The organism is Rugamonas sp. (assembly GCF_025354735.1).
Lineage (GTDB): Bacteria > Pseudomonadota > Gammaproteobacteria > Burkholderiales > Burkholderiaceae_D > Rugamonas.
In genome coordinates, this window is record NZ_JANXMI010000177.1 from 1 (window position 1) to 6,025 (window position 6,025).

The 6,025-nt window shown below is 69.9% G+C and carries 6 protein-coding genes and 1 pseudogene; 2 read left to right on the forward strand and 5 right to left on the reverse strand.

The window, feature by feature from the left end; all coding sequences use genetic code 11:
• The 4 genes and pseudogenes from Q0S71_RS14270 to Q0S71_RS14285 form a co-directional block, all read right to left on the reverse strand.
• Positions 1–371 (reverse strand): annotated as a pseudogene (locus tag Q0S71_RS14270) (arabinose ABC transporter permease); the annotation flags it as partial.
• Complete coding sequence (locus tag Q0S71_RS14275) at positions 365–1,393, reverse strand: MFS transporter (protein WP_295996764.1); 1,029 nt, start codon at positions 1,391–1,393, stop codon at positions 365–367. The pseudogene Q0S71_RS14270 and the gene Q0S71_RS14275, both read right to left, overlap by 7 nt.
• Before the next feature lies 1 nt (position 1,394).
• On the reverse strand, positions 1,395–2,600 hold the full coding sequence (locus Q0S71_RS14280) for an efflux RND transporter periplasmic adaptor subunit (protein WP_295996767.1): 1,206 nt from the start codon (positions 2,598–2,600) through the stop codon (positions 1,395–1,397).
• Positions 2,601–2,605: 5 nt separating this feature from the next.
• On the reverse strand, positions 2,606–4,075 hold the full coding sequence (locus tag Q0S71_RS14285) for an efflux transporter outer membrane subunit (RefSeq protein ID WP_295996772.1): 1,470 nt from the start codon (positions 4,073–4,075) through the stop codon (positions 2,606–2,608).
• On the opposite strand from Q0S71_RS14285, the gene Q0S71_RS14290 reads away from it, so the two are divergent.
• Positions 4,074–4,361 carry a hypothetical protein gene (locus Q0S71_RS14290; protein ID WP_295996775.1) on the forward strand — a complete coding sequence of 96 codons (288 nt, stop codon included), beginning with the start codon at positions 4,074–4,076 and terminating at the stop codon, positions 4,359–4,361. The genes Q0S71_RS14285 and Q0S71_RS14290 overlap by 2 nt on opposite strands.
• Here Q0S71_RS14290 and Q0S71_RS14295 read toward each other — a convergent pair.
• A complete protein-coding gene (locus tag Q0S71_RS14295) occupies positions 4,327–5,223 on the reverse strand; it encodes a LysR family transcriptional regulator (protein ID WP_295996777.1) in 897 nt (298 codons plus the stop codon). The genes Q0S71_RS14290 and Q0S71_RS14295 overlap by 35 nt on opposite strands.
• 152 nt (positions 5,224–5,375) lie before the next feature.
• On the opposite strand from Q0S71_RS14295, the gene Q0S71_RS14300 reads away from it, so the two are divergent.
• A partial coding sequence (locus Q0S71_RS14300; RefSeq protein ID WP_295996780.1) for an MFS transporter occupies positions 5,376–6,025 on the forward strand: 650 nt, incomplete at its 3' end.

Below are 6,025 nucleotides of genomic sequence, written 5' to 3' on the forward strand. Positions count from 1 at the left end.
TGCGCCGCCTGCGCGCCGTGGCTGGCCTCGAACTGCTGCGCCAGTTGCGCCGCCATCTGGCCGAACACCGCATCGCCCGACCCGGCGTGGCGCAGCAGCGCCGTCGCGTGTTCGCTGTTACGCCACTGAAGGCCCAGCGCCGCAACCGCCACCCCCATCGCCACGCCGAACTGCGATAGCATGTTCTTGAGCTGCTGTCCGTTGGCGAAGGCCACTTCATCGCCCTGCAGATCCATGAAAGAGTGCAGGGCGGTCGTCACCATCACCGGCGTGATGAAGGCGCCGAACAAGGCGACGCCGGGCCAGACGTCGGTCCATAAATTGGCCGCGCTGTTCAGGTGCGCCATCCACAGGCCGGAGGCGCTCAGCAAGGCGAAGCCGGCGACGTAGAACTTTTTGGCCGACTGGTTTTTTTCAGGATCATGGCCATGACGCAGAACGCCGGCACCGCCGCCAGCAGGCCGGCCGACTGCACCTGGCCTATCGTTTCCCACGGGAAGCCGAGGGCGCCCTGCATGAATGCCGGCAGCATGTAGTTGTTCGCGCCCAGCACCATGTAGCCCAGCGTGAAGGTCGCCATGCCGGCCACGTAGCGCGGATGCATCAGGCGCTTCAGCGCCAGCAGCGGGCGTTCGTGGCGGTACTGGTGATGCGCGAAGTACAGCAGCGCGCCGCCGCCGGCCAGGATGGCCAGCAGCAGCGGCATCGCGTTCGAATAAAAATCGTAGGCGGCGCGCTGCAAGGTGTAAAGGCCGAGGAAGGCGCCGGCCGCCATCACGACGGTGGCCTGCGGGTGCGACTGGCTGCGTTGCGCCGCCGGCGTCGCCTCGGCCGGCAGCGCGATGCTGCCGAACAGCGCGGCGCCGCCGGCCACGCCGGACAGCAGCACGAAAATCATCGGCCAGCGGTCGTGCGAGATGGCGACCGACGCCAGCCACGGCGCGATGCCGTTACCGAAGGCCAGCGCGCCGGCGTAGGCCACAATACCGCGAAACCGGCGCGGGTTGGCCGGCAGCAGATTGACCATGATGCGCGACGTCGTCAGGAACGGCCCGCCCGCCAGCGCCATCACCACGCGTCCGGCGAAAAATTGCGGGAAGGAGCCGCTGCTGCCGCAGATGGCCGCGCCGATGATGTAGACCGCCACCGAGGCCTGCACGAAACCGCGCCAGCCCAGGCGCTCGACCAGCCAGCGCTGTTTCGCAATCGCGGCGATCGCCACCACGGCGTAGGCCACCGTGACGAGGGTGAATTCCTCGGGCGAGGCGCCGATCTCGCCGCTGATCGGGCCGGCGCCGAAGGTAATCATCCCCGACTGCAGGAATTCGATGGCGTTGAGCAGGAAGATGGTCGCCAGCAGCGCGCGCTCGTGCGGGTGTTTGGCCGGATGCATGTCAATGCCCCTGCGCGATGGCCGGACCGGCGCCGTGGTTCGCCGCGATGATGCGTTCGACCAGCTGGTCGCTGCGCGCCAGTTCTTGGGTGAACACGTCGGTGCTGTAGACGGCGCGGTCGGCCACGGTGGCCATGGCCATGGCGCCGCCGCGGTCGCCGGTGTCGACCGCCACGCGCATCGACAAGCCCAGTTTCAGCGGGTGCGCGGCCAGTTCGCGCGGGTCGAGCGCGATCCGGACCGGCACCCGCTGCACCACCTTGATCCAGTTGCCGGTGGCGTTCTGCGCCGGCAGCAGCGCGAACGCGCTGCCGGTGCCGGGGTCCTGGCCGACCACGCGGCCGCTGTAGCGCACCGCTTTGCCATACAGGTCGGCCGACAGCGTCACCGGCTGGCCGATGCGGATCGCGCCGAGCTGCGACTCCTTGAAGTTCGCGTTGACCCACATCTGCTCGGGCGGCACGATGAACATCAGCGCGGCGCCGGCGTTGACGCGCTGGCCCAGCTGCACGTTGCGGCGGGTGACCAGGCCGGACACCGGCGCGCGCAAGGTGGTGCGTGCGGCGGCGACGCAGGCGTCGCGCAGCTGCGCGATGGCGGCCTGCACCTCCGGGTGGGTGTCGATGGTGGTGCGGTCCACCAGCGCGCTGGCGCCGGCCTGCTGCTGTCGGGCGGCGGCGAGGGCGGCGCGCGCCGTCGTGACGGCATCGTCGGCGTGCGCGATGTCCTCGCCGGAGACGGCGCCGCTGTCGGCCAGCGTGCGGCGGCGGGCCAGGTCGGCCTCGGCGCGCGCCAGGTCGGCCGCGCGCAAAGTGACGTAGTCGCGCGACTGGCTGGCGTTGGCCAATTCCACGCGCACCTGGCGCACCGCCTTCGACAGCTGCGCCTCGGCGCGCGACAGCGCCAGCTGCGCATCGACTTCGTTGAGCTGCACCAGCACCTGGCCGGCCTTGACGTAGTCGGTGTTGTCGGCGCCGATCCGGGTCACGCTGCCGGACTGCTGCGGCGTCACCTGCACCACATTGCCTTCGACGTAGGCGTCCTCCGTCACTTGCTGGCCCGCCGGCGCGAGCATGGTCCACGCCGCGCCGGCGGCGCCGGCCAGCAGCGCGGCGGCGATCAGCTTGGGGACGGCGAGGATTTTCGCCCCGTTTTTTTCAGGGGCGGCGGTCGATGCCGGCGTAAGGATTTGGGGAGTGGGAGTCATCATCTTCACCGTTGGGAAATGGCCGTCTGGCCGGGGAGGGAAACAGCCTGGAAGCCGCCGCCGAGCGCGCGGGCCAGCTGCAGGTCGAGCTCGAAGGCGCGCGTGTCGAGGTCGATCTGGGCGCGCTGCTGCGCCAGCACCTGCGACTGCGCCGCCAGCACCTGCAGGTAGTTGCCGACGCCGGCGCGGTAGCGCTGCAGCGACAGCTCGTAAGCCTGTTGCGCCGTGGCCATCGCTTCGGCCTGATAGGCCTCGCGCTGGGCCAGCCAGCCGATCGACACCAGCTCGCCGACCACGTCGCGCAGCGCGTCGACCAGCGTCTGGTTGTAGGCTTCGACGGCGATGTCGTAATCGGCGTCGCGCAGGGCCAGGTTGCCGCGCAGGCGGGCGCCGTCGAAGATCGGCAGGCTCAGGCCGGCGCCGGCGTCGGCCAGGCGGCTGCCGCCTTGCAGGAAGTTGCCGAGGCCGAAGGCTTGCAGGCCGATCAGGCCGTTCAGGTTGATGCTCGGGTAGAACCCGGCCTTCGCCACCTCGATGTCCTTGCGCAGCGCTTCGACGCGCCAGCGCTGCGCCACCACGTCGGGCCGGCGCGCCAGCAGTTCGCTCGCCAGCACCGTCGGCGGGCCGGCCGGACGCACCGCCTGCAACTGCGGCCGGGCGATGGCGGCGCCGCGGTCCGGACCGGAACCCATCAGCGCGGCCAGCTGCGTGCGCGCCAGCGCGATGGCCTCGTCGACGGCGGCGATGTCGGCCTGCGCGTTCGGCACGGTCAGCTGCGCCTGTTTCAAGTCGGCTTGCGAATCGATCCGGCCGGCGACGCGCTGGCGCGTCAGTTCCAGCACCTGCTGGCGCTGCTGCAAGACCCGCTGGCCCAGGTCGCGCTGCGCATACAGCTGTGACAATTTTAGATAGGTCTGCGTCATGCCGACCGTCAGCACCAGCCGCGCGGCCTCGCTTTCCACCTCGGCGGCGCGCTGGCGGCCCAGCGCCGCGCCCACGGCGGCCTGGTTTTTTCCCCAGAAATCGAGCTCGTACGAAAAGTTCAGTGTCGCCTCGTTGCGCCACTGCCAGGTGCCGGCCAGCGGATCGGGCGTGTCGCCGGTCTTGGGGAAACCGAAGCGGTCGGAGCGGGCATTGCCGCTCACTTGCGGCGCCAGCGCGGCGCCGGCGACGCCGGCCATGGCCGCCGCCTGGCGCACGCGGGCGTCGGCGATGCGCATCGTGGGGCTGGTGGCCAGCGCCTCGTCGATCAGCCGGTCCAGCTGCGCGTCGCCGTAGCGATGCCACCAGTGGCGGTCCGGCCAGGCGGCGGGCGACACGTCCGCCTGCGCCAGCGTGGCGCCGGCGCGCAGTTCCTTGGCGTCCCGCAGACTGGCCTGCGGCTTCAAGGCGCCGTCGCTGACACAGCCGGTCAGCAGCGCGACGGCGCCGACCATGGCGCTCACGGCGGCGAAACGCAAGATAGGCTTGCTCATGATAAACCTCCTGATTGACGATCAATTCAGTATGGTTTATTACATTTGTAAAGTGAATTCCTACGTGCACCTCCGCCGGGCCAATCAGCATCCATTTCGGGACATGGCGGAAAATGCGCCGGGTAGCGGCTTGCCGCAGCGGTCGCCGGCCGACTTACTTGCTGTCCTTGCCGCAGCCGGAACGAGCGGCCTCAATCGCGGTTACACGAAGGAGGTGCCGGTGCGGGCCTGCGCGGCGCTGCAGCGCGCCGTCATCGCGCGGTACGTGAGCGCAGACGGGGCGTGACGAAGTCGAGGAAGGCGCGCAGCTTGAGCGGCAGCGGCGTCTGCCCCTTGTGCACCAGGCTGATCGGCAAGGGCGCCGACTCGTATTGGTCGAGCACGACGCGCAGCGCGTCCTCGCGCAGCGCGTCGGCGACCTGGTAAGACAGCACGCGCACCAGCCCCACGCCCAGCACCGCCGCCGCGATGGCCGCCTCCGCCGTGTTGACGGCGAGCCGCGAACGCACCGGCACCGACAGTTCCGACCGGCCCGACCCGAACACCCATGCGCGTTTCGACGCCAGCACCTCGAAGGTGATGCACTCGTGCGCGGCGAGGTCCTGCGGCCCGGCCGGCACGCCGAACGCGGCCAGATAGTCCGGGCTGGCGCACACGACGCGCCGCACCGTGCCCACGCCCATGGCCATCAGCGCGCTGTCGGGCAGCTGGCCGATGCGGACGGCGACGTCGGCGTGTTCGTCCATCAGGTGCACGACGCGGTCGGTCAGCACCAGGTTGATGTCGATTTCCGGATAGTGGGCGAGGAATTCCGCCACCACCGGCACCACGTGCAGCCGTCCGAACACGACCGGCGCCGTGACGACGATCTCGCCTTTGGGCGCCGCGTACTCGCCCGTCGCGGCGCGCTCGGCCTCGCCGATTTCCTCCAGGATGCGGCGGCAGGCCGCCACGTAGGAGGCGCCCGCTTCCGTCAGCGACAGCTGCCGCGTCGTGCGGTGCAACAGGCGCGTGTTCAGGTGCGTTTCCAGTTCCGCCACCTTGCGGCTGACGGTCGCCAGCGGCGTGTTGAGGCGGCGCGCGGCGGCCGACAGGCTGCCGGCATCGACCACGGCGATCAGGATGGACATGGAGTCGAGACGGTTCATCGGGGCTATCAAATTTTGGAAGAATGATTCCCAATCTTATGGGATTCTCTTTGTAAATGCAAAACCGTAAGCTCCGGCATAGCCTTCTCCGCCGCCGCGTTTCGCGGCCAGCACCGGAGACCATTGATAACCATTGATAGAAAGGAGCTGCCATGAGCGGCCTGTCCAACCCTGTGAGCACTACCCTGGCGCCAGCGCCTGCGTCGCGCGGCAAGATCGTCATGATGGCGGTCATCGCCGGCGCCGTCATCACCAATATTTATGCGACCCAGCCGATTTTGCCGCTGATCGCCAACGGTCTGCTGGTCGACGTGACGACGGTCGACCTGGTCGCCGGCGCCGCGCTGCTCGGCTTCGCGACCGGGCTGGCGCTGCTGCTGCCGCTGGGCGACCGCTACGACCGCCGCAAGCTGGTGTTGGGCCAGATCGCGGCCGCCTTCGGCTTCGGCGTCGCGGCGGCGGTGGCGCCCGGCATCTGGACGCTGATCGCGGCCTCGTTCGGCCTGGGCGTGGTCAGCTGCGTGCCGCAGCAACTGGTGCCGTTCGCGGCCGTCATGTCGCTGCCGAGCGAGCGGGGGCGCTCGGTCGGCACCGTCGTCAGCGGCATCATGGTCGGCATCCTGCTGGGGCGCACGATTAGCGGCGTGGTCGGCGCGGCCTACGGCTGGCGCGCCGTCTACGCCATGGAGGCGATGTTCATGGTGCCGGTCTGGGGCGCGGCGGCCGTGCTGCTGCCGCGCGGCCGGAGCACCACGGACTTGTCCTACGGCCGCCTGCTGGCGTCGCTGTGGCCGCTGGCGCG